The 19,719-nt window shown below is 63.0% G+C and carries 22 protein-coding genes and 1 pseudogene; 11 read left to right on the forward strand and 12 right to left on the reverse strand.

From position 1 onward, the window contains the following. Positions 1–12 precede the first annotated feature (12 nt). A complete protein-coding gene (locus ACNAOU_RS00900) occupies positions 13–819 on the forward strand; it encodes a helix-turn-helix domain-containing protein (protein WP_422757818.1) in 807 nt (268 codons plus the stop codon). Here the strand turns inward: ACNAOU_RS00900 and ACNAOU_RS00905 are convergent. The 3 genes from ACNAOU_RS00905 to ACNAOU_RS00915 all read right to left on the reverse strand — a co-directional run bounded on the left by ACNAOU_RS00905 (position 779) and on the right by ACNAOU_RS00915 (position 3,787). Next, on the reverse strand, positions 779–2,164 hold the full coding sequence (locus tag ACNAOU_RS00905; protein ID WP_422757819.1) for a cation:dicarboxylate symporter family transporter: 1,386 nt from the start codon (positions 2,162–2,164) through the stop codon (positions 779–781). The two genes, ACNAOU_RS00900 and ACNAOU_RS00905, sit on opposite strands and share 41 nt — an antisense overlap. Before the next feature lie 158 nt (positions 2,165–2,322). After that, the gene (locus tag ACNAOU_RS00910) at positions 2,323–2,805 is read right to left on the reverse strand and encodes a hypothetical protein (RefSeq protein WP_422757820.1); all 483 of its coding nucleotides are present in this window, start codon (positions 2,803–2,805) and stop codon (positions 2,323–2,325) included. Positions 2,806–2,836: 31 nt separating this feature from the next. Further along, positions 2,837–3,787: an A/G-specific adenine glycosylase gene (locus tag ACNAOU_RS00915; protein WP_018780119.1), complete on the reverse strand. Its 951-nt coding sequence runs from the start codon at positions 3,785–3,787 to the stop codon at positions 2,837–2,839. 126 nt (positions 3,788–3,913) lie between these two features. On the opposite strand from ACNAOU_RS00915, the gene ACNAOU_RS00920 reads away from it, so the two are divergent. Then, positions 3,914–4,615, forward strand: coding sequence for a hypothetical protein (locus tag ACNAOU_RS00920; RefSeq protein ID WP_018780120.1), 702 nt, complete (start codon positions 3,914–3,916; stop codon positions 4,613–4,615). A 35-nt stretch (positions 4,616–4,650) separates the two neighbouring features. Here the strand turns inward: ACNAOU_RS00920 and disA are convergent, their stop codons facing one another. The 9 genes and pseudogenes from disA to ACNAOU_RS00965 all read right to left on the reverse strand — a co-directional run bounded on the left by disA (position 4,651) and on the right by ACNAOU_RS00965 (position 12,072). Next, complete coding sequence (disA, locus tag ACNAOU_RS00925; RefSeq protein ID WP_018780121.1) at positions 4,651–5,727, reverse strand: DNA integrity scanning diadenylate cyclase DisA; 1,077 nt, start codon at positions 5,725–5,727, stop codon at positions 4,651–4,653. Between the two features lie 304 nt (positions 5,728–6,031). Further along, on the reverse strand, positions 6,032–6,655 hold the full coding sequence (locus tag ACNAOU_RS00930; protein ID WP_018780122.1) for a Pr6Pr family membrane protein: 624 nt from the start codon (positions 6,653–6,655) through the stop codon (positions 6,032–6,034). Positions 6,656–6,708: 53 nt separating this feature from the next. Continuing rightward, positions 6,709–8,082, reverse strand: a complete 1,374-nt coding sequence (gene radA / locus ACNAOU_RS00935; RefSeq protein ID WP_018780123.1) for a DNA repair protein RadA — start codon at positions 8,080–8,082, stop codon at positions 6,709–6,711. Positions 8,083–8,220: 138 nt separating this feature from the next. Further along, a complete protein-coding gene (locus ACNAOU_RS00940; RefSeq protein ID WP_189076357.1) occupies positions 8,221–8,883 on the reverse strand; it encodes a hypothetical protein in 663 nt (220 codons plus the stop codon). A 3-nt stretch (positions 8,884–8,886) separates the two neighbouring features. Then, positions 8,887–9,717, reverse strand: coding sequence for an ImmA/IrrE family metallo-endopeptidase (locus ACNAOU_RS00945; RefSeq protein ID WP_354628381.1), 831 nt, complete (start codon positions 9,715–9,717; stop codon positions 8,887–8,889). Continuing rightward, a complete protein-coding gene (locus ACNAOU_RS00950) occupies positions 9,714–9,911 on the reverse strand; it encodes a hypothetical protein (RefSeq protein ID WP_229778646.1) in 198 nt (65 codons plus the stop codon). The genes ACNAOU_RS00945 and ACNAOU_RS00950 overlap by 4 nt, the downstream gene beginning before the upstream one ends. After that, positions 9,912–10,061, reverse strand: a pseudogene (locus tag ACNAOU_RS00955) (helix-turn-helix domain-containing protein); the annotation flags it as partial. A 122-nt stretch (positions 10,062–10,183) separates the two neighbouring features. Beyond that, complete coding sequence (locus tag ACNAOU_RS00960) at positions 10,184–10,891, reverse strand: phosphatase PAP2 family protein (protein WP_422757821.1); 708 nt, start codon at positions 10,889–10,891, stop codon at positions 10,184–10,186. Positions 10,892–10,944: 53 nt separating this feature from the next. After that, entirely contained in the window at positions 10,945–12,072 is a 1,128-nt protein-coding gene (locus ACNAOU_RS00965) for an FUSC family protein (protein WP_018780125.1), read from the reverse strand. Positions 12,073–12,321: 249 nt separating this feature from the next. Here ACNAOU_RS00965 and pstS point away from each other — a divergent pair, with 249 nt between their 5' ends. The 9 genes from pstS to ACNAOU_RS01010 all read left to right on the forward strand — a co-directional run bounded on the left by pstS (position 12,322) and on the right by ACNAOU_RS01010 (position 19,648). Further along, a complete protein-coding gene (gene pstS, locus ACNAOU_RS00970) occupies positions 12,322–13,443 on the forward strand; it encodes a phosphate ABC transporter substrate-binding protein PstS (RefSeq protein WP_018780126.1) in 1,122 nt (373 codons plus the stop codon). A gap of 136 nt (positions 13,444–13,579) precedes the next feature. After that, positions 13,580–14,512 carry a phosphate ABC transporter permease subunit PstC gene (gene pstC / locus ACNAOU_RS00975; RefSeq protein ID WP_018780127.1) on the forward strand — a complete coding sequence of 311 codons (933 nt, stop codon included), beginning with the start codon at positions 13,580–13,582 and terminating at the stop codon, positions 14,510–14,512. Continuing rightward, positions 14,513–15,616 carry a phosphate ABC transporter permease PstA gene (gene pstA / locus ACNAOU_RS00980; RefSeq protein ID WP_055973712.1) on the forward strand — a complete coding sequence of 368 codons (1,104 nt, stop codon included), beginning with the start codon at positions 14,513–14,515 and terminating at the stop codon, positions 15,614–15,616. Positions 15,617–15,679: 63 nt separating this feature from the next. After that, a complete protein-coding gene (pstB, locus tag ACNAOU_RS00985; RefSeq protein ID WP_039239203.1) occupies positions 15,680–16,459 on the forward strand; it encodes a phosphate ABC transporter ATP-binding protein PstB in 780 nt (259 codons plus the stop codon). Between the two features lie 512 nt (positions 16,460–16,971). Further along, positions 16,972–17,619, forward strand: a complete 648-nt coding sequence (locus tag ACNAOU_RS00990) for a hypothetical protein (RefSeq protein WP_422757822.1) — start codon at positions 16,972–16,974, stop codon at positions 17,617–17,619. A 31-nt stretch (positions 17,620–17,650) separates the two neighbouring features. Then, complete coding sequence (locus tag ACNAOU_RS00995; protein WP_018780130.1) at positions 17,651–17,863, forward strand: hypothetical protein; 213 nt, start codon at positions 17,651–17,653, stop codon at positions 17,861–17,863. A gap of 171 nt (positions 17,864–18,034) precedes the next feature. Beyond that, positions 18,035–18,541: an RNA polymerase sigma factor gene (locus tag ACNAOU_RS01000; protein WP_422757823.1), complete on the forward strand. Its 507-nt coding sequence runs from the start codon at positions 18,035–18,037 to the stop codon at positions 18,539–18,541. 2 nt (positions 18,542–18,543) lie between these two features. Next, positions 18,544–19,404, forward strand: coding sequence for a hypothetical protein (locus ACNAOU_RS01005; RefSeq protein WP_422757824.1), 861 nt, complete (start codon positions 18,544–18,546; stop codon positions 19,402–19,404). A 31-nt stretch (positions 19,405–19,435) separates the two neighbouring features. Continuing rightward, complete coding sequence (locus tag ACNAOU_RS01010) at positions 19,436–19,648, forward strand: hypothetical protein (protein WP_018780130.1); 213 nt, start codon at positions 19,436–19,438, stop codon at positions 19,646–19,648. Positions 19,649–19,719 lie beyond the last annotated feature (71 nt).

Genomic DNA, 19,719 nt, shown 5'->3' on the forward strand with positions numbered 1-19,719 from the left:
AACGGAGGTCCTGTGGAGAGCTCCTTCAAGGGCGTCCTCTATCCGGCGCGGTTGCCCACCTTCCATCGCGTTCCAGCGCCCGAGGAGGTGTCCCATCTGGTGCAGTGGTTCTGGATCCCCGAATGGGATATCGAGCCCGGCCGGTCCTCCCGACAGCACCTGATCGCCTACCCCGCCTCCAATCTGGTGGTGCAAAGCGGAGCTGCGGGGTTTTCGGGTCCCACAACCCGGGCGGCATTCCGGGACCTCACCGGCAAGGGTTGGGCCGTTGGCGCCCTGCTCCGCCCGGCTGCGGTCCCGCTCTTCACCGACGATCCCGGGACTATGCGCGACCAGGAAGTTGCCTTGCCCCTGGAAGACCTTGTCTCCGCTGTCTCAGCAGCGATGGAGCCGCCTACAGGAAAGACTCAGCCCGACGGCGGCACCCGCCGTGAGCGTGCGGCGGCTGCTTTCGCTCGCTGGCTGGCTTCCCGGGACGTGGTCCCGTCCGACGAGGCGTTGCTCGCCAACCGGATGGTGGACATCATCGCATCCGAACCGGACGTGCTCCTGATTGAGGATGCAGCACGCCGCTTGGCAGTATCGCCGAGGACCTTGCAGAGACTTGCCAGGAAGTACGTCGGCCTGAGCCCTTCGGCCCTTATCCGGCGTCGCAGGCTGCAGGATGCCGCCGAGCGCGCAAGGTCCGATCCAACAGCGGACCTTGCGGCGATCGCCGTCGAACTTGGTTATGCAGACCATGCGCACCTGACGAACGACTTCCGGAAATACCTGGGCTTTACGCCGAGTACGTATCGGAGGTCAGCCGGGGAGTCGTGAGTGCCGGGACGGAAGGTTCAGCGGCGGCTTCACTGACCTCTGTATTGGTTGTTTCGCCGCGGAATGCCGCCAGCATGGCCTCGCGATCGAACTGCCCCTCCCACTTGGAGACGACGAAGGTGGCAACACAATTGCCCAGGAGGTTGACCACGACGCGCATGGAGTCCATCAGCCGGTCGGCACCCAGAAGCAGGGCCACTCCCGCCACCGGGAAGATCCCCAGGGCGCCTGCCGTCGCCGAGAGGGCCAGGAAGGCCGATCCGGGAACGCCGGCCATGCCTTTGGACGTGAGCATCAGGATGCCGAGGGCGGCCAACTGCTGCCCGAGGTCCAGGTTGTGGCCGAAGGCCTGCGCCAGGAACAGGAGGGAGATTGAGAGGTATAGCGCGGCGCCGTCGAGGTTGAAGGAGTATCCGGTGGGAACCACCAGGCCTGTTGTCGCCCGGGAGCAGCCGGCGTTGGTCAGCTTGGTCATGATGCGGGGCAGCACCGATTCGGTAGAGGCCGTACCCAGGGCCAGCAGGAACTCTTCGCGGGTGTACTTGATGAACTGCCACAGCGGGACGCGTGGGTAGACCCAGGCGACGACGAACAGCAAGGCTATGAAGACCACGGCTGAGCCATAGCAAGCCGCAATCAGCAGGGCGTAGGTACTGAGCGAGCTGAGACCGTACTGGCCGATGATGAAGGCCATGGCACCGAAAGCCCCCACTGGTGCAACCCGCATGACCCAGCCCATGATCTTGAAGAAGAGCTCCAGGGTGGTCTCCATGACATCGACGACGGGCTTGCACTTCTCGCGCCCGACAACCACGATGGCGGCGCCAAAGAACACAGCGAAGCACAGGACCTGAAGCAATGAGTTGGACGCGAACGCCCCCACCACGCTGGTGGGGATGATTCCGAGCAGGAATTGGCCCGCGTCTTTGGGCGGAGCAGCGGTGGTCTTGGCGTTCACCGCATCCGCTGACAAGGTGGCGGGATCGATGTTCAGGCCCGCACCCGGCTGCACGATGTTGGCTACTGCAAGGCCGAATGCCAGCGCGAACAGCGTAGCGGCAGTGAAGTAGATCAGCGCCTTCACTCCTACCCGGCCCACGGCTTTCACGTCACCCACAGCGGAGATACCTGTGACGATAACCAGGAAAATAAGCGGGGCGATGATCATTTTGATGAGCTGGATGAAGCCGTCGCCCAGTGGGCGGAGAGCGGAACCAAGGTCCGGCCAGAGATAGCCGATGGCGATCCCCAACACCACGGCCACCAGGATCTGGAAGAACAAGGATTTGTACAAGGGCTTCTTTGCCGCGGGGCTCACAGCCGTGGCGGATGTTGGAATCTTCACAATGGCGCCTATCTATGCAAACGGCCGCGCAAGGTCACGGTCCGGGATCACATAAGACGCTATGGAAGGCTTGTTTCCGGAATGCTAATTCCAAGGTCCCGCTATGTTTAATATCGGAAGCAAGTTTCCACAATGCGGAAACCCTAGTTGAATCCGACTCAGCGTTGCCGCAGCCCCGCCGCATCCAGCCACACGCCGGCCGCAATGACCCTTCCGCACTTCTCGCCGTACGGGTAGTCGCCCTTCGGTGTGAACTCCAGTGTGCGGGTGGGCAGCGGGGCGCCGGTCTTGGAAGTGCCGTTCACCGTCACTTCGAGGGGAGACTCACTCAGGGCCGGCAGCTCGAGGAAGCCCTGCAGGGTGCCATCCGGAGATGAGGTAGCCGAGCACACCCCGTCCGGCGTGCAGCTTTCGTCCGCTGTCACGGCGCCTGGGTTGAGCATGATGTCCTTCTCCGTGCACGCGGCGTCCTGGCAGGCCTTCAGCCGCAGGGAGCCGACCTGGTCCGCGTACCCGGCAACCACAGTGAGGGACACTCCCGCCACATGGCCAATCGCCGGGCAGGCGACAGGCTCGGCAACGCAGCCGGTCAGCAGGGCCACGGCCCCCGCCAGCGTGAAAGCCACTCCGATGTTCCCCATGCTTCAGAGTAGGACGGCGGTGGCCGCACCGCTACGCCGGAAGCCGCAAGCCGTCGTCGTGCATCTCCGCCAGGCCGTCGGCCAACAGTCCGTCCAGTGCCCGCTCAAGCTGCTCAGGTGCCGAGTTCAGCCGGTGCAGGGCGGCCAGCGGAATGCCGATGCCCGAGGCCTCGAATCCAAGGTCCGCGGGCGCCCGCTCAAACATGTCGCGCGGAACGGGGTGTGACGCTTCGCGCAGGACGGCCATCACGGCGCCGCGAACCTGGCGGTCGGTGCCGTGCCAGGACTGCCCCTTGGGCGTATACGACGGCGGCGGCTCACCGGCCGCGAGCCACGCGCAGCTGGAGCGGACGGGACAGTCCGCGCATTTGGGATTGCGGGCCGTGCAGACCATCGCTCCCAACTCCATGACGGAGGCGTTCCAGCGGACGGACATGGCCTGGTCGTCGGGGAGGAGCGAGTCGGCGAGGCGCATTTCCGCCGCAGTGAGCGCTGGAGCCGGCAGGGCATTCCCCGAGATGAGCCGTGCGTGGACACGCCGGATGTTGGTGTCCACCACGGTCTCCCGCCGTCCGAAGGCAAAAGCGGCGACGGCGGCAGCTGTGTAGCTGCCAACACCCGGCAGCCCAAGGAGCTCCGGATAAGTATCGGGAACCTTGCCGTCATGCTGCTCACGGATGGCGACGGCGGCAGCGTGCAGCCGGAGCGCACGGCGCGGATAACCCAGGCGCCCCCAGTGGCGGACCGCCTCACCGGAGGGCTCCGCGGCCAACCGGGCGGGTGTGGGCCAGCGCTCCATCCAGTCGAGCCACACGGGCAGGACCCGGACCACGGGGGTTTGCTGGAGCATGACTTCGCTTACCAGAATGCCCCACGGGCTGCAGTCGGGCTCGCGCCATGGGAGGTCCCTGGCTGTCCGGGAAAACCACTGGTCCAGGGCGTCGTGGAGGCCGGCGAGCTGGACGGAATCGGGAAGTGTCATACTGCCATCCACTGTAGTGGAAACGACCGCGCGCACCCGCCCATGGCCGACGTCACACAGCCCCGGATTGCTGCCCTGCGGCGTGTAGGTTAGGTGCCCTGACAACCGCGAGCCTAGCCTAGAAGCATGGCCTCCAACGGTAAGCAGCAGTCGACCGCGCGCTCAACAGCGCCGGCGAAGGGTGCTGCCCGCGGCTCCTCCGGAACCCCGGCGAAAAAGAGGCGTCCCAGCCCTGCCGTGTACCGCCGTCGTCGGCAGGTTGTTTTCGGCGGCCTGCTGCTGGTGATTGCCCTGGTGGTTGTGGGGGTGCTGGCTGTCGCCGGGACTTTCGCCGGGAGTCCTGAGCCGCAAGCGGTGTCCACCTCCGAACCCGCGCAAGCGCCTACGCAGGGGAGCGCAGCGTCCACGACGCCGTCCCCGTCGGCTTCGCCCAGTCCCGTATGCGACTTCAACCTGATGACCGTCGCCGCGAAAACCGACAAGCCCGCCTACGGTGCGGAAGAAAAGCCGCTGCTCACCATGACAATCACCAACGGCGGCACTGCACCTTGCGAAGTCAACGTGGGCACGTCCCAGATGGAATACGTGGTGATGAGCGGATCCGACCGCATTTTCTCCTCCAAGGACTGCCAGACCGGCGGGGAGGACCTGGTGAAGACCATCCAACCGGGCAAGAGCGAGACTGCGAACTTCCCCTGGCAGCGGAACAGGTCGCTGGAAGGCTGCGGCGTGATCGACGCCAAACCCGGCGCCGGGGGCGCCTACTACACATTTGAGGCGCGGCTGGGAAACAAGGCCAGTCCCAAAGCGGTTTTCCAGCTGAACTGACACCAGCCGGAAAGCGTCCGACGGCGGCCGGCGGCTTAGAGGAACCGGTCCAGCAGGCTCGCCTCGGCCATGCGGCTCAAACCCTCGCGGACCGTACGGGCACGCTGATCGCCGATGCCGTCCACGGTCATGAGATCGTCGATAGTGGCGGCCATCAGGTTCTGCAGCCCGCCGAAGTAGTCCACCAGACGGTCGGCGACAGCCTTTGGCACGGACTTCAAACCGGACAGCAAACGGTAGCCGCGCGGCTGGACCACCGCGTCCAACTGCTCAACGCCACCGGCAAACCCGATGATGTGGGCGATGCGGCTGAGGTCGATCAATTCCGTGGGTCCGAGGTTGAGCAGCGCCTGCACGGCTTCCTCAATCTCCTCGGGTGTGGTGTTGGGGTCCGAGTAATCCCGGATGATCACTTCACTGCCAGGTCCGCGGCCCACAGTGAGTTCCTCAACCTGCAGGGACAACAAGCGGCCGTCTTCGCCAAGTTCCAGGACGTACTGGGCAATTTCCTCAGAGATGCGCCGGACCATTTCCTGGCGCTGCAGGGTGACGGCAACGTCCCTGACCGTGACCAAAGCCTCGATCTCCAAGGCTGAAAGCGAACTGGTGACCTGGTCCAACCTGGCGCTGTAACGCTCCAGGGTCGCCAATGCTTGGTTGGCGCGTGCCAGGACCTTCTCCGACCCTTCCAGGACGTGGCGCAGGCCGTTCACGTACAACGCGATGATCTGCATGGATTGACTCACCGAGATGACAGGAACACCTGTTTGAATCGCGACGCGTTCGGCCGTGCGGTGCCGGGTACCGGATTCCTGGGTTTCGATGCTCGAGTCCGGGACCAGTTGCACGGCGGCGCGGACGATGTTGCTGGCGTCCTTGTCGCAGATGATGGCCCCATCCATCTTTGCCAGCTCGCGAAGCCGTGTGGGGGAGAAGTCGATGCCGATGTCGAAGCCACCCGAGCAGATGGAATCGATGGTGCGGTCATATCCCAGCACGATCAAAGCGCCGGTGCGCCCGCGGAGGATGCGCTCCAGGCCGTCACGCAACGGAGTTCCGGGTGCGACTCTGGCCAGGGTCGCCTTGAGCGACTCTTCCGGGCTCCGGGCCATAGGGTTTCCCTTCGAAGGTGCAAGCCCATGGCTCGCAGACATGCTGAATGCGGTGTCAGTTGGCGCATCCGAAAAATGGCCTTGTGACGACAAGCTCAATGATAGGGCTTCATCGCACCCTTAACCGCACCAGCAAGCCCCAAAGTGGGCCATTTCGTTATGTTCGGCAGTGCTCCGGAGGTGGGTTTTCGACGACGCCCGGCAGGCGCACTTTACGAACGAGGCCCGTTGACGTGGGCTCATATAACAAGTTGGTGTATTTATTGCCCGGCTGAGACCGAAGCTGCCCGTTCATCCATGGGTCTCAGTAATCAACCTGCCGTTTGAGCTTGTTTCCCAGCCACAGCATCGCAAGGCTCACTACGAGGAAGCCGACTGATATGGCCAGAGCGAAGACCACCACACCCGTCCAGCCTCCAGCACGCGCCGGGTCGATGAACCAGTAGGGATACCAGTTCACAAAGGCTCCCCGGATCAGGCTGTAGACCAGGTAACCGATGGGGTAGAGAAGCCAATACCAGATGTGCTTGGGCTTGAGGGTGGTCCGGGGCGGCTGGAACAGCCAATCCGCCACCATCACCACAGGCATCAGGTAGTGGACCACGAAGTTCACCCACGGGAGCAGGGACCCGAGGTCCTCGCCGGCAAGCAGGGCACCGAACACCAGCCCCACCACCGCCATGGCGATGGTGGCGGTCCCGCGGGTCACGTCGTCGGCCTCCGAGGGGCGTTTCCGGATCAGGACCCGGTAGCCGCTGATGAGGAGCACCAACGCAGCAAAGATGTTGGACAGATTGGTGAAGTAGCTGAAGAAGTTCCAGAGGTCGTAGCCCATGCCCAAATGAACCGTCAGCTGTGTACCCACCGCTATCAAGGTCAAAAGGCCAAAGAAGAAGCGTCCCCCGACAAGCACATTTCTCTTGGTCATGGGCCAATCCTTGCCCAAAGGAAGTCGGTGGGTGGCCCGACACCCCGAAAGTGTTAAGTGATCAGCAGTTCCAGTGCCTCTGCAAGGTGCCCCACCTCGCGCACGGAGAAGCCATCCGGGATGACCCCGGCCCCGGCAGGACTCGCCGGAACGATCGCGTGGGTGAACCCGAGCCGGTGGGCCTCCTGGATGCGCTGGTTGATCCCGGGAACAGGGCGGACCTCGCCCGCCAGGCCCACTTCGCCGAACGCAATGAGCCGCTGGGGGAGGGCCTTCCTCGATTTTGCCGACGCGACGGCCAGCGCCACCGCCAGGTCCGTGGCGGGCTCCGTAAGTTTCACGCCGCCCACCGTTGCCACGTAGGAATCGTCCTTATGGAGCATGCAGCCCGCACGTTGCTGCAGGACTGCCAGCAGCATTGCCACTCGGGAGCTTTCCAGGCCGCTGGTGGCGCGGCGTGGTTGGGAGTTGGGGCTCTCGGCAAGGAGCGACTGGACCTCGGCGAGCAAAGGCCGGCGGCCTTCCATGGTGACCGTGATGCACGTCCCGGACACGGGCTCACGGGTGCGTGAAACGAACAGTCCGCTGGGATCAGCCAGTCCTTCGATGCCTGTTTCGTTGAGGTCGAAACACCCGACATCGTCCGTGGCGCCGTACCGGTTCTTGACGGCCCGCAGCAGGCGGAGACGCGAATGGCGCTCGCCTTCGAACTGGCACACGACGTCCACCAGGTGCTCCAGCAAACGCGGACCGGCGATGGTGCCTTCCTTGGTCACGTGGCCCACCAGCAAGGTGGTCATGTTGCGCTTTTTGGCCGCGGCAATGATGGAGGCCGCAACCTCGCGTACCTGCGAAACACCGCCGGCGCTGCCCTCCACATCCGCGCTGCTCAACGTTTGCACGGAGTCAACAATCAGCAGCTTGGGCTCAAGCTTCTCCACCTGGCCCAGCGCCTGCCCGAGGTCGGTCTCCGCTGACAAGTAAAGGGTGTGGGCGACGGCGTCGATCCGCTCAGCGCGCAGCTTCACCTGGGCTGCCGACTCCTCGCCCGTGATGTAAAGGACGTCCTGCCCGGTCCGCGCGAACTTGGCCGCGACGTCCAGCAGCAGAGTGGATTTCCCGACGCCGGGTTCCCCGGCAAGCAGGATCACGGCACCAGGAACAAGCCCGCCTCCCAGGACGCGGTCCAGTTCGTCCACTCCGGTGGGCAGGAACGCGGCGGTGGTCCCGTCGACCTCGGCGATGCGGCGGGCCGGCTCCAAAACGGTGGCGGCCGCCGTCGTGCGCGCAACAGTGGCGCCGTATTCCTCGACGGTTCCCCAGGCCTGGCACTCACCGCAGCGCCCCACCCACTTGATGGCGGTCCAGCCGCATTCTGCGCACTTGTAGGCGGGTGTCTTGGATGCGCGCGATGTCTTTGAAGCCATGCGTTCCAGACTAGTCGTGGGGACTGACAGTATTGGCCGGGACCGACAGTACGGCCTTAAGTGCAATTCGCACTCTTTAACGTAGCCTTCGACCCTTGGAGATCTATTGCTGCGCGGGCGATTTGTATGTGTGGGCTGTCACGGCTCTGAGAGTGCCGCGGTTTCATCGGCGCCTACGTCGCTCATTGACGTTGGTTTCTGCGCCCAAAGCGGTTTGCCCAAAAGGTGAGTCTGGTCGATGTGAATCAGACCGGCATCGAATTGCCGTAGTGCGTTGTAGACCTTCCTCATTTCGCCGCGATCCGCAATCAGCCCGCGTCTCACCGCGCTACTGAGGATCCAAGGCGTGTCAATGATTTTGAGTCCAAACTTGCTGGCCAACTGCTGGCCTCTGTACTCGTCGATCACCACATATACGTCTTCCCCGCGGTCTTTCCGCACCATTGCGTGGGCGATCACGAGAACCTCGCCTAAATCGCGACCCTCCATGAGCCTCTGAGCGAGCGGCATTCCCGTTAGTTTTACGACTGCCTCTGAAAGTGCGTTCAGGTCCTCTTCTGAGACATGGGAGTCCAGGATCCCAATATGGTCGTGGCTGACAAGCCAGTGCCAGTTTGGAACGGTGGCGGGCGGAAAGTCGCGGCGGTTAGATCCGCGATTGGTGATTTCACCATCCACTACGTCGGGGACATGCAGTTGATTGGAACCCCGTCGGAGCACTTCGAGGAGCAATGCGTGCTTGGCGGCCGCGCAGAAAGTGATGCAGGGTCCTGCATCGAGGATTGTAATCTGTGCGGCCATCGCTCAGTCTCCGAAAGCGTCGAGGTCGGCCCATGCGACGTCGATAATTTCAGGATGAATGCCTGCCTCTTCGAGCTCGCGGAGCAGTTGGTCTGTGTCTACGCCGCTGAGTGCGGCCAAACCTTGGACTGAAACCAGGTTGCGAATATACCCCTCCGTGGCATTCTCAACCAGGCGCTGCGGTGGTCTTGGGGTGAGGCTTTCGGCGGCCATGGCTCTGTAGTCGCCGATCCAGCCGAACCGAAGTGCCAGCGAATGTGCAGTCTGAGGCCACCACTGTGTTTTCTGCGTAGTTGTGATCCAGCCTTCTGAGTGCATTTGGATGAGTGCGAAGTTCGGGGAGACCTGATAGTGCCGCACAACGGACGAAACGTCACGGAGTCGGGCGCTACCCTTATCGACATTCAAATCTTCAAGGAAAGCTGAGACTCCCCCAACCGGAGCCAAGAGGTGGCGCGAAAAGGTGTCGGCTCTGATCTCTTCGGGCCTTCTGGCTGAGGGGTCATGTGGTAGTCCGGCCTCGTTGTCTTTGAAGACGATATGTCCCAGCTCATGGCCAAGGGACGATCTTTGGCGACCCGGAACACCGGTCGTTGCAACACCAATCACAGATTTTTCGCGAACCGGATCTGTCAACACCATGCCATCCATGCCTGCCGGCATTTCCAGAATCGCTACATCGACTCCCGGAGCAACAAGGCCAATGAGTTCGTGAAGGTCGGCTATGGGTCCGAGGCCCAGTCCCAGGCTATTCCTGATGCCTTCAGCTGCGAGATAGGCCTCCCGCTCGCTTGGTCCGATGCTGTGCGGAATTGGAGCGCGCTCTGGCGTCATGCGCCGATGCCGTGACTGGCCAGGTACGCGTCCATTTCCAGGAACTGGGTGAGCTTCCTTTTCACTTCCGCGGCATCGGCTGTAGGAAGATTTGCTCGGCTGGCCACGAGCACACGATCGCGGACTGGGTTCTCAGCGAGAAGTGCCTCCGCCGGGCAGCCCAAAGCCCAAGCAATCGAAATTATCTCGTCCATCCTCGGCCTCCGGAGGCCGCTTTCAATGCGCGCCAGCGTGGACTGTGAGATGCCCGTCTCTGCCTCGAGGTCCCGCTGGGTCCGCCCGGCTTCTGCTCGTCGGGCGGCAATTCGTTGTCCTAAGTCAGCCGTCGCCACGGGAACCCCCACTGAATCAATTTTCGAAAACTTGATTCAAGTCTAGCGCATTTGACACCCCGAGGCATCCCGATGGCTCACGGCGCATGTCGTTTCGGGCCCCGTATCGAGATTCGGGAAACAACCTCCTCGATTCAAGCGGCCCGTCCGTAGCGCACCGCGTCAACGAACACCGCCAGGCCAAACACGCCCAGTGCCACACCCATCGACGCCACCACGTCGGTGAGCCAGTGGTAGCCGAGGTAGAGCCGGCTGTAGGCGACCAGCAGCGTCAGCAGGGCGGCCCCTGCGTAGGCGGCCACCGCCGTCGTGCGTGTTCCTGAACGGGACACCAGCAAATAGGCCAGGACAAGCGTGAAGACCGCGGCGCCGAGCGTGTGGCCGGAGGGGAAGGACAAGGCGTCATCGGGGCCCAGGAGGAAGTCCGACGACGACGGCCGCGACCGGGAAACGTCCAGCTTGATGACCGCCGCGAGCACCACGGAAAGCACCATGGCGCCCATCAGGATGGCCGGACGCCACAGTTCCTTCTTCCACACGGCCCATGCCGCGGCGACCAGGCCGCCGATGATGGACATCATGGTGGGTGAGGTGGCTTCCGAGACGCCGGCCAGGAAGGCCGTTGCCAAAGCGTTGCGGGAATCGACAACCACCGAGTGAACGGCTCCGTCGAGCGTCGCCAGGCCGCTCGAGGACAACACGGAAGCGAACATCAACCAGAAGACCACGTCCCCGGCAACAAACAACCCGCCCGCCCACAGGAACAGGACCCGCTGCCGCACCCGAAGGGCGGGGGCAGGTTTTGGGCGCAGGGCCGGACGCGCAGAAGGTGCAGAAAGCATCGGCCCATTATCCACAGCGTAAATGGGACTTGGCTGGGAACGCCGGGCGAAAGCTACAGCGCGGGCAGTACCGCCCGGGCTTCCTCAGGTTCCATCCCGCTGGCCTCAAGCAGGTCCACCATGAGCGGCCGGAACAGCATCACCACGGTTTCGCCTTCGAGCCTCTGGACGTCAAGCATCTTCGGGTGCAGCCGGGCGGCGATGTCCGAGAGGTCGTTCCTGGCCCGCCGCAGATGCACCCTGCGCGTTCCTTCGCTCTGCTCGGACAGCCCGATGGTCATCTCGTCGATGGCGGCCGCAGTTTCCTGCAGGACCTCCGAGATGCTCTCGATCGCCTCGTCGGACAAAGCCGCGTGGTTGATGGCACTGGTGAGGCGGCGTGCGAACACCCGGCTGTTGCGCAGTGCGAGGTCGATGTACTCCAGCGAATGCTCCAGGCCGGCGAGTTCATCGCGGTGCCGGCGATGCGCCGGGGCCAGCGTCGCCACCTCGCCGGAAGCCCGCAGCGTTTGCCGCATCCGATCCACCAAAGGCTGGCAGTTGCGGCCACGGATCAGGGCGTGCCAGGCAGTGGTGGAGTCGCTTTCGATCATGGCCGTGGCACACTCACGAAGAACCTCGGCGAGCTCGTGCAGAATCTTCTGGATGTCCTTCCGCGGTTCCCGGCGTGGATCCTTGGGCACCAAGATGGTCACCAGCAGCGCAAACACGCCACCCACCACGGCGTCCAGGCTGCGCGTAAAAGGCCCGCCGGCCGGCGCCGGAAGCAACACCACCAGAAGCGACTGCAGCCCCAGCTGCGTGGTGAAAATAGTCCCGCTGTCCAGGAACCTGGCCAACAGGATCGAGAAGAGAAGTACGACGGCGGCCTGCCAGATCCCGGCGCCCAGCCAGTGAAGCAGCAAATCACCAACCACGATGCCCAGTGTGCAGCCCAGGCCTACCTCTATCACCCGGCGCAGCCGGGGATCGCGTGAGAAACCCAAGGCAATCAGGGAAGACGTTGCGGCGAACAGAGGCCCCTGGTGGCCCAACACGTATTCGGCGAAAGCGTAGGCGCCAACCGCGCACACCGTCATTTGGATGGCCGGCGTCAACGAGTTCCGGCTCCGGACCAAGCCGGTCCTGACTCTGGCCCGCAGAAACCTCTTGCTTGCGTTCAGTCCCTTAGCGGCAGCCATGTCCTTCAGTCTATTTCCCCGCCCGCCATCTGCCAGGGAGCGACGAGCGCAACCGGGGAACCACTCAAGGTGGCGCGCGCCACATAACCCAATGGTCCGCCGTCGTTCACCTTCCGTTCACCTGCCACCGCAGATCCCGTTACCTGCGCTCCATACCTTCAGTAAAGGAACAAAAAGGTCCACAGCTCGCGCACGCCGAAATCTCCGTTCGGAACGCATCTGAGAAATCCCTGGAAGGGGCACATCCAAGTGAAGGCAACTCGCTTCGGCCGCAACGCGGCAATCGCGGTCATCGCAGCAGGCGCACTCGCGCTCACCGCTTGCGGTTCTGACAACGCAACCGGCACCACTGGCGGCACCCAGTCCGCAGCAGCCGGCACCAAGGTAACCGGCACCCTGACCGGTATCGGCGCCTCCTCCACCGGCGCAGCAATGGACGCTTGGAAGGCCGGTTTCGCCTCCGCAAACCAGGGCGCCACTGTCCAGTACTCCCCGGACGGTTCCGGCGCGGGCCGCAAGGCAATCATCGACGGCTCGGCACAGTTCGCCGGCTCGGATGCCTACCTGAAGGATGACGAGCTCGAGGCTTCCAAGGCCAAGTGCGGCCCCGAGGGTGCCATCAACATCCCGGTCTACATCTCTCCGATCGCCGTCGCCTTCAACATCCCTGACGTCAAGGAACTGAAGCTCGACGCCGCAACGGTCGCCAAGATCTTCCGCGGCGAAATCGCCAACTGGAACGATCCCGCCATCGCAGCCCTTAACGCAGGCGTCACCCTCCCGGACCTCAAGGTCACCCCGGTGAACCGCTCCGATGACTCCGGCACCACCACCAACTTCACCGACTACCTCGCAGCCGCTGCTCCCGAGGTCTGGACCGACAAGGCTGCCGGCGTATGGCCCGCATCCCTGAAGGGCGAAAACGCCAAGGGAACCTCCGGCGTCGTCAAGACCGTCACCGACACCCCGGGTGCCGTGACCTACGCCGATGACTCCGCAGTTTCCGGCAAGCTGGGCACCGCCTCCATCAAGGTGGGCGAAGAGTTCGTCAAGATCTCTGCCGACGCTGCTGCCAAGGCTGTCGAAGCAGGCAAGCCCGTTGACGGCCGCGCCAGCAACGACGTTGCCATCAAGCTGGACCGCAAGACCACCGCATCGGGTGCCTACCCGGTAGTCCTCGTCTCGTACCACGTTGTCTGCACCACCTACGAGACCAAGGAAGTTGCTGACCTGGTCAAGGCCTTCGAAACCTACGTAGTTTCGGATGAGGGACAGAAGACCGCTGCCGACGCCGCGAAGTCCGCACCGCTCTCCAAGACCCTGCAGGACAAGGCAAAGACCGCCATCGAATCCATCAAGGCCAAGGCCTAAGGTTCCCGGCGGGTTCGCTGAACCCGGCTGAACACTGAAGTTCCCTGTCCCGCACGGAGTGGCCGCAGAGCCGCCCGGGCGGGGCAGGGAACTTAGCCATGTATGACCAGTTCACTCCAGACTGAAGGATCGTGAAGTGACCACCAACTCCCTGACAACCTCCCAAGGCGCAGGACGCGCCGGGGACAAGGTTTTCTCCGGGGCCGCAATGGCCGCAGGGTGCCTTATTCTTGCGGTTCTCTTCGGAGTCGCGTTGTTCCTCGTGGTGCAGGCGATCCCCGCGCTCACCGCACCGCCCGCCGACATCCAGGGCGGACACGGCTTCTTCGCCTACATCGCCCCGATCGTGGTGGGCACGTTGATCGCCGCCGTGATCGCATTGGTCATCGCCACCCCCGTGGCAATCGGCGTTGCCCTGTTCATCTCGCACTACGCACCGCGCAGGCTCGCCGCCGGCCTGGGCTACGTGGTGGACCTCCTGGCCGCCATCCCTTCCGTTGTTTACGGCGCTTGGGGCGCGGCTTTCCTGGCCAAGGAAATCTCGCCCGCCTATGACTGGCTGGCCACCTACCTCGGCTGGATCCCGATCTTCGAAGGTCCCGCTTCGGCCACCGGCAAGACCATCCTCACCGCCGGCATTGTCCTGTCCGTCATGGTCCTTCCCATCATCACCTCCCTGTCACGCGAAATCTTCCTGCAGACCCCCAAGCTGCACGAAGAAGCAGCACTGGCCCTGGGAGCCACCCGCTGGGAAATGATCAAGATGGCTGTGCTGCCGTTCGGTCGCCCCGGCATCATCAGCGCCATCATGCTCGGGCTTGGCCGGGCCCTGGGGGAGACCATGGCTGTTGCCCTGGTGCTGTCCTCAGGCGTCCTCACCGCGAGCCTCATCCAGTCCGGCAACCAGACCATTGCCGCGGAGATCGCCCTGAACTTCCCCGAAGCCAGCGGCCTGAAGGTCAACACCCTGATCGCTGCCGGCCTGGTGCTCTTCGTCATCACCCTCGGCGTGAACATGATCGCCCGCTGGATCATCACACGGCACAAAGAATTCTCGGGAGCCAACTAAATGACCGCCACAGTAGCCCGCAAGCGCTCCGCACTCACCAAGGGCCAACTGCCAAAGTTCGCGCCCTACATCGTGCTGGCCGTCGCACTCGTCGTAGCAGCGGCCATCATGGCACTGATCGGCTTCAACGCCTTCGGCTGGGGCATCGTCGCCGCGATCCTCTTCGCTGTCGGCCTGGTTTCCTGGAGCGGCGCTGTTGAAGGCGCCCGCAAAGCCAAGGACAAGCTGGCCACCTGCCTGGTGGTGGGTGCGTTCCTGATCGCGCTCCTGCCCTTGATTTCGGTGATCGTCACGGTGCTGATCAACGGCATCCCGGGGCTCATCACACCCGGATTCCTGGGCACCTCCATGAACGGCGTCACCGGAGCGTTCGACAACAAGGCAGCAGAAGAAGGCGCCCCCGTGCTGGGCGGCATCTACCACGCCCTGATGGGCACTATCCAGATCACCCTCCTGGCCACTGTCATCTCGGTGCCGGTGGGCCTGCTCACCTCGATCTACCTCGTGGAATACGGCAACGACCGTCCGCTGGCCCGCGCCATCACGTTCTTTGTGGATGTCATGACAGGCATTCCCTCGATCGTGGCCGGCCTCTTCGCGGCAGCGTTCTTCTTCGCCATCGTCGGCCCGGGCACCAAGACCGGTGCGGTGGCCGCCGTCGCGCTTTCCGTCCTGATGATCCCGGTGGTGGTCCGCTCCAGCGAAGAAATGCTGAAGATCGTCCCGAACGAGCTCCGCGAGGCCTCCTACGCGCTGGGCGTGCGCAAGTGGCGCACCATCACCAAAGTGGTCATCCCGACGGCGATCTCCGGCATCGCTTCCGGCGTCACCTTGGCGATCGCCCGAGTGATCGGTGAAACCGCCCCCATCCTGGTGACCGCCGGGTTCGCCACCACCATCAACAACAACGTGTTCGGCGGCTGGATGGCCTCGCTGCCCACGTTCATCTACACGCAGATCCTCAACCCGACGTCGCCGTCCAACCCTGGTCCCTCCGACCAGCGTGCTTGGGGCGCCGCGCTGGTGCTGATCATCCTGGTGATGCTCCTGAACCTCGGAGCCCGCCTCATCGCCCGCATGTTCGCGCCCAAGACGGGCCGCTAGCCGGGTCTGCCGGGCCGCTCGGCACTCAAAACTTCCAGAACCCCCAAGGAACAAAGGAACACCATGTCCAAGCGCATCGACGTCAAAGACCTGAATGTCTACTACGGCAATTTCCTGGCCGTCGAGGACGTCAACATCAACATCCAAGCCAAGTCCGTCACGGCTTTCATTGGCCCTTCCGGCTGCGGCAAGTCCACCTTCCTCCGCACGCTGAACCGCATGCACGAGGTCCTTCCCGGCGCCCGCGTCGAGGGCGAAGTGCTGCTGGACGGCGACAACCTTTACGGTCCCGGCGTTGACCCCGTGACCGTTCGCACCCAGGTGGGCATGGTCTTCCAGCGCCCCAACCCGTTCCCCACCATGTCCATCCGCGACAACGTGCTGGCGGGCGTGAAGCTGAACAACAAGAAGATCTCCAAGGGAGCAGCCGATGCCCTCGTTGAGAAGTCCCTTGTTGGTGCCAACCTTTGGAACGAGGTCAAGGACCGCCTGGACAAGCCGGGGTCCGGTCTTTCCGGTGGCCAGCAGCAGCGTCTGTGCATCGCCCGCGCCATCGCCGTCGAGCCTCAGGTGATCCTCATGGATGAGCCCTGCTCCGCCCTTGACCCCATCTCCACGCTGGCCGTCGAAGACCTCATCAACGAGCTCAAAGACCAGTACACCGTGGTGATCGTGACCCACAATATGCAGCAGGCCGCCCGCGTGTCCGACAAGACCGCGTTCTTCAACATCGCAGGCACCGGCAAGCCCGGCAAGCTGATCGAGTTCGCCGATACGACCAGCATCTTCAACAACCCGTCCCAGAAGGCCACGGAAGACTACGTGTCCGGCCGCTTCGGATAAGGGTTCCGCGGGTTCCGGCTTTCTATGGGGGGAGTCGGCACAGAACGACGGCGGCCGTCGCCTTGGGGGTACGGCCGCCGTCGTTTTTTGTTGCCTAACTGAGGGGGCAGATATCGACCCAATGACTGCTCACTGGGCCGTTGTCCGTCCCAGTTGGGGTTACAGGCGTGTGAGCGGGGAGAGCGCAAGCTCCAGGATTGCGGTGACCCAGCGGCAGGTCAGGAGTGCGGGCCTGAGGCATTAGGCGACAATGCAGTGATTTTTGCTGGTGGTGTAATTATTCGTCCCGAACCGGAAACAACATGTACGAGCAGGCCATTCTGCTCAGTTGTTCCAGGGGGGAAGGACCCAGACCAATGAAGTACCACCGATCCCGCTTTGCCAAGTCCGCCACTCTGGCATCGCTTGCGCTGGCACTGACACTTACAGCCTGCATACCTGCAAACCCGCCGGGTATTTCCACCGCTCGGGGAGTATCAGAACGCCCTATGCCCGCCACCCAGCCTCTCGCCGTGGTTATTGATCAGATACTGCCGGCGCCTGAATCCAGCGCAACTAATCGGCTGGAAAACCCGGTCCTGCTCGAAGTGCCATCATCGGTCATGGTCCCCGCGGCTACCGCTGCACCATCCCAGGAACAGTCAGGTACCGTGCCAGCAGCGGCGCCCGTTCCTACTGCTGCCCCACCAATCGCTACTGCCCCACAGGCGACCGCTCCGCCAGCCGCACCACCAGCGCCCGCGCCCGCCGGCCCAGCTGCGGGCGCGTGCACCCCTGACAACATCGATATCCGGCGGAACGACCAAGTCCAGGCGATTAAGCCGATCCCTGCCAATGAGCAGCAGTACTACACCGTCCTTGGGTGCGCCGAAGGCTGGCTCGCATACTCCATTTCAGATGAGGGGATCAGGGCCATCGGCCTCGACGGTGGCAACGTTTATTTCAACTTTGCCACGCTCCAAAGCAACGGCCGATACCTGACCGATTTCACACAGTTGTGGACCAGCGTCCATAACTGGGACTTTCTCGCCTTTGACGTACGGGACGGAAAATACGCAACCGTGCAAGAGGCTATGGACGCCCAGTTCGCCACAAACGGCATCCCAGTCCGGTTGAGGGAACAACTTGTTGGTCCCGGCCCAGCAACCGGCGCTCCGTAACCACCTCCACTCCAAGCACAAGAAATTAACCATGGAATTCATAGACGCCCACTCAGTGGTGATCTTCGGCGTACTGCTCGTTCATCTCATCGGCGTGATCGTCGTCGCCGTTTCGACAGTTGTTCTGGTAGCCGCGATGTTCGTCGTCGTCCCGGTCGTGCATGCCTGCAGAAGCGTGTGGTCGGCCCGTCACGCAGGCAAGCAGAGACCCAGCGGCGACGACTTGGCCGCGCAGCGGCTCTAAAAGAGGTACCCGGCACGCTCATTGGGGGATTTTGCCGGGTATCTCTTCATTTAAGAGGGCTACCGGAACAGATGCTTAAACTTTTTCTACGGTTATGTAAGAAACAACGATTCCCGGGACACTTAGTGGTTGACACATCACATCGCACTAGTCCGGGGGAACAGAACAAGGATGTTGGCTGCCAGAGAGCAGAAACTGATTGCTCTTCACGCTGAACACTTCAGCCGCATCTACCAGTACATCGCGTACCGGATCAACGACCGCGAACGGGCCGAGGAACTGGCCAATGACGTGTTCCGAATCGTGTGGGAAAAACAACCGCCCGAGCCGCCCGGTCTCGGATGGCTGATAGCCACAGCCAGGAATGTACTGGGCAATGAGTACAAAGGCAGGAGTCGTCGCGATCAACTCATGCAGCGCCTGGCCGAAGAAGCGCGGGTCCAGGCCGTTACTACCAGCGATGACGAGCAGCAGGCCACCGTTGCGGAGATCCTCTCCAGGCTCAAGGACCGCGATCGGGAAATCCTGATGCTCTCCTACTGGGATGACCTCACCACCGCGGAACTGGCCGAAAGCCTTGGGTGTACAGCCTCCGCTGCCGCGGTCAGGCTCCACCGGGCCCGGAAAGCGTTCGCGAAAGCCGCACCACAACACCTCATGACAGAACGGGAAGTCTAACCATGGACCGCATCGAACAACTCATGAAAAACGCAAAACCAAACGTCCCCGAACCCGGTACCACCCCCGGTGTCCTGCCGAGCCGGTCCCATGTCTTCTCCGATGATCCCAACGTCGTTTCTCTCGCCGACCGCAAACCTCGGCGTAAAGGGTGGGCGGCCACCACAGGTGTGGTTCTCGCTGCGGCAGCTGTCATCGGGGCGGTCGTCGTAGCCGGCAACCTCGTCCCGCAATCGGCGCCGGCACCGGCCACTACCGACACCCCCACTGTCACGGCCACCCCTACGCCAACGCCCACCGCGTCGCCAACGGTTACCCCTTCCGCGACGGCAAGCCCCACACCGACAACCACCCCAACCGAAACCCCGGCATGGACCCCTTCTCCGACCTCGACCACGGTTATCACCCCGATCCCGGCGCCGACCACGGCACCACCAGCGACCTCGCCCGCCGGCCCAGCTGCGGGCGCCTGCACCCCTGACAACATCGATATCCGGCGGAACGACCAAGTCCAGGCGATCAAGCCGATCCCGGCCAATGAGCAGCAGTACTACACCGTCCTTGGTTGCACAGAAGGCTGGCTCGCATACTCCATTTCAGATGAGGGGATCAGGGCCATCGGCCTCGACGGTGGCAACGTTTATTTCAACTTTGCCACGCTCCAAAGCAACGGCCGATACCTGACCGATTTCACACAGTTGTGGACCAGCGTCCATAACTGGGACTTTCTCGCCTTTGACGTACGGGACGGAAAATACGCAACCGTGCAAGAGGCTATGGACGCCCAGTTCGCCACAAACGGCATCCCAGTCCGGTTGAGGGAACAACTTGTTGGTCCCGGCCCAGCAACCGGCGCTCCGTAACCACCTCCACTCCAAGCACAAGAAATTAACCATGGAATTCATAGACGCCCACTCAGTGGTGATCTTCGGCGTACTGCTCGTTCATCTCATCGGCGTGATCGTCGTCGCCGTTTCGACAGTTGTTCTGGTAGCCGCGATGTTCGTCGTCGTCCCGGTCGTGCATGCCTGCAGAAGCGTGTGGTCGGCCCGTCACGCAGGCAAGCAGAGACCCAGCGGCGACGACTTGGCCGCGCAGCGGCTCTAAAAGAGGTACCCGGCACGCTCATTGGGGGATTTTGCCGGGTATCTCTTCATTTAAGAGGGCTACCGGAACAG

Source organism: Paenarthrobacter sp. C1 (genome assembly GCF_049315185.1).
GTDB classification, from domain to species: Bacteria; Actinomycetota; Actinomycetes; order Actinomycetales; family Micrococcaceae; genus Arthrobacter; species Arthrobacter nicotinovorans.

Excerpts from the sequence above, each read along its gene's own strand:
- ACNAOU_RS00960 (WP_422757821.1), bottom strand. The coding sequence starts at position 10,891 with ATGCTTTCTGCACCTTCTGCGCGTCCGGCCCTGCGCCCAAAACCTGCC.
- radA (WP_018780123.1), bottom strand. The coding sequence starts at position 8,082 with ATGGCTTCAAAGACATCGCGCGCATCCAAGACACCCGCCTACAAGTGC.
- ACNAOU_RS01010 (WP_018780130.1), top strand. The coding sequence starts at position 19,436 with ATGGAATTCATAGACGCCCACTCAGTGGTGATCTTCGGCGTACTGCTC.
- ACNAOU_RS00915 (WP_018780119.1), bottom strand. The coding sequence starts at position 3,787 with ATGACACTTCCCGATTCCGTCCAGCTCGCCGGCCTCCACGACGCCCTG.
- pstB (WP_039239203.1), top strand. The coding sequence starts at position 15,680 with ATGTCCAAGCGCATCGACGTCAAAGACCTGAATGTCTACTACGGCAAT.
- disA (WP_018780121.1), bottom strand. The coding sequence starts at position 5,727 with ATGGCCCGGAGCCCGGAAGAGTCGCTCAAGGCGACCCTGGCCAGAGTC.
- ACNAOU_RS00995 (WP_018780130.1), top strand. The coding sequence starts at position 17,651 with ATGGAATTCATAGACGCCCACTCAGTGGTGATCTTCGGCGTACTGCTC.
- ACNAOU_RS00910 (WP_422757820.1), bottom strand. The coding sequence starts at position 2,805 with ATGGGGAACATCGGAGTGGCTTTCACGCTGGCGGGGGCCGTGGCCCTG.
- ACNAOU_RS00950 (WP_229778646.1), bottom strand. The coding sequence starts at position 9,911 with ATGGACGAGATAATTTCGATTGCTTGGGCTTTGGGCTGCCCGGCGGAG.
- pstA (WP_055973712.1), top strand. The coding sequence starts at position 14,513 with ATGACCGCCACAGTAGCCCGCAAGCGCTCCGCACTCACCAAGGGCCAA.
- ACNAOU_RS00930 (WP_018780122.1), bottom strand. The coding sequence starts at position 6,655 with ATGACCAAGAGAAATGTGCTTGTCGGGGGACGCTTCTTCTTTGGCCTT.
- ACNAOU_RS00920 (WP_018780120.1), top strand. The coding sequence starts at position 3,914 with ATGGCCTCCAACGGTAAGCAGCAGTCGACCGCGCGCTCAACAGCGCCG.
- ACNAOU_RS00945 (WP_354628381.1), bottom strand. The coding sequence starts at position 9,717 with ATGACGCCAGAGCGCGCTCCAATTCCGCACAGCATCGGACCAAGCGAG.
- ACNAOU_RS01005 (WP_422757824.1), top strand. The coding sequence starts at position 18,544 with ATGGACCGCATCGAACAACTCATGAAAAACGCAAAACCAAACGTCCCC.
- ACNAOU_RS00965 (WP_018780125.1), bottom strand. The coding sequence starts at position 12,072 with ATGGCTGCCGCTAAGGGACTGAACGCAAGCAAGAGGTTTCTGCGGGCC.
- ACNAOU_RS01000 (WP_422757823.1), top strand. The coding sequence starts at position 18,035 with ATGTTGGCTGCCAGAGAGCAGAAACTGATTGCTCTTCACGCTGAACAC.
- ACNAOU_RS00940 (WP_189076357.1), bottom strand. The coding sequence starts at position 8,883 with ATGGCCGCACAGATTACAATCCTCGATGCAGGACCCTGCATCACTTTC.